The following is a 1,525-nucleotide window of genomic DNA, read 5'->3' as shown; positions in this document are numbered from 1 at the left end:
CCACCGCCGTGGCCCTGGCGGCCGCCCTGCATGCCGATGAGTGCGATATTTTCACCGATGTGGACGGCATTTACACCACTGACCCGCGAGTGGAATCCCGGGCGCGCCGCCTGGATCGCATCACCTTTGAAGAAATGCTGGAAATGGCCAGCCTCGGTGCCAAGGTTCTGCAAACCCGCTCCGTCGAATTCGCCATGAAATACCATGTTCCCGTGCGGGTCTTGTCGTCTTTTCAGGATGGACCCGGCACCCTGGTCACCAATGAGGAAAATTCTGTGGAAGCTCCCCGCGTCTCCGGCATCGCCTTCTCCCGCAATGAGGCGAAAATCACCGTTGTCGGCGTGCCCGACCATCCGGGCATCGCCTATGCCATTCTGGGTCCGATTTCCGCGGCCAATATCAATGTGGATGTGATCCTCCAGAATGTTTCGGAGGCGGGTAAAACCGACTTCACCTTCACGGTGGACCGCAATGATTTCGCCAAGACCCGCGATATTCTCCAAGGCGTGGCCCAGCAACTCGGCGCCGAGGACGTGCGGGGCGACACCCACATCGTCAAGGTTTCCGTGGTGGGCGTCGGGATGCGCTCCCATGCCGGTATCGCCGCCACCATGTTTGAAACCCTGGCGCGGGAAAACATCAACATCCAGATGATTTCCACCTCCGAGATCAAGATTTCCGTCGTCATTGAAGAAAAATATCTGGAACTGGCGGTGCGGGCGCTGCACGCGGCTTTCGCCCTAGACGGGGAGGCACCAGTCTGATGCCACTCATGTCCACTTATGCCCGGCTACCGGTCGCTTTTGCAAGGGGTGAGGGCGTCTGGCTCTATGATACCGAGGGACGCCGTTATCTGGACGCTCTGGCAGGGGTCGCCGTCTGTGGCCTGGGGCACAGCCATCCGGCCGTTACCCGCGCCTTGCAAGCCCAGGCCGGGCAACTGCTGCATACCTCCAATCTCTACCATATTCCGGCGCAGGAAAAACTGTCTGACACCCTTTGCGCGATCAGCGGGATGGATGCGGCCTTTTTCTGCAATAGCGGCGCCGAGGCCAATGAAGCGGCCATCAAAATCGCCCGCCTCCACGGTCATGGCAAAGGCCTCGCCGAACCGCAGATTCTGGTGTTCAGCAACGCTTTTCATGGCCGCACCCTGGCGGCACTGACGGCCACCGGTAATTTCCGCATCCAGGAAGGCTTCGGCCCCTTGGTGCCGGGCTTTGTGCGCGCCCCTTATGGCGATCTCCACACCGTCCGCGCGCTGGTTCAGGCCAACCCCGGCATTTGCGCCATTCTCGTCGAACCGGTGCAGGGCGAAGGCGGTGTGCGCCCGGCGCCTGAAGGTTTTCTGACGGGTTTGCGGGAGGTCTGCGACGCGCACGGACTGCTCCTGATGCTGGACGAAGTGCAGACGGGCATCGGCCGTACCGGGGCCTTCTTCGCCTATCAGCAAATTCCCGGCTTATGGCCCGACGTGCTCAGCCTGGCCAAAGGGCTGGGCAACGGGGAGCCCATCGGTGCCATG

Annotated in this window: 2 protein-coding genes; both read left to right on the top strand. The window is 61.4% G+C overall.

Going from position 1 to position 1,525, the window contains the following annotated elements; genetic code table 11:
- A partial coding sequence (locus tag Q0C48_RS02450) for an aspartate kinase (RefSeq protein WP_291521201.1) occupies positions 1-764 on the top strand: 764 nt, incomplete at its 5' end.
- Positions 764-1,525, top strand: a 762-nt coding sequence (locus Q0C48_RS02445) for an aminotransferase class III-fold pyridoxal phosphate-dependent enzyme (RefSeq protein ID WP_291521199.1), incomplete at its 3' end; no start/stop codon positions are given. The genes Q0C48_RS02450 and Q0C48_RS02445, both read left to right, overlap by 1 nt.

It is taken from the genome of Acidithiobacillus sp. (genome assembly GCF_023255755.1).
GTDB lineage: Bacteria > Pseudomonadota > Gammaproteobacteria > Acidithiobacillales > Acidithiobacillaceae > Acidithiobacillus.
This window is presented reverse-complemented; position numbering and strand designations above follow the sequence as displayed.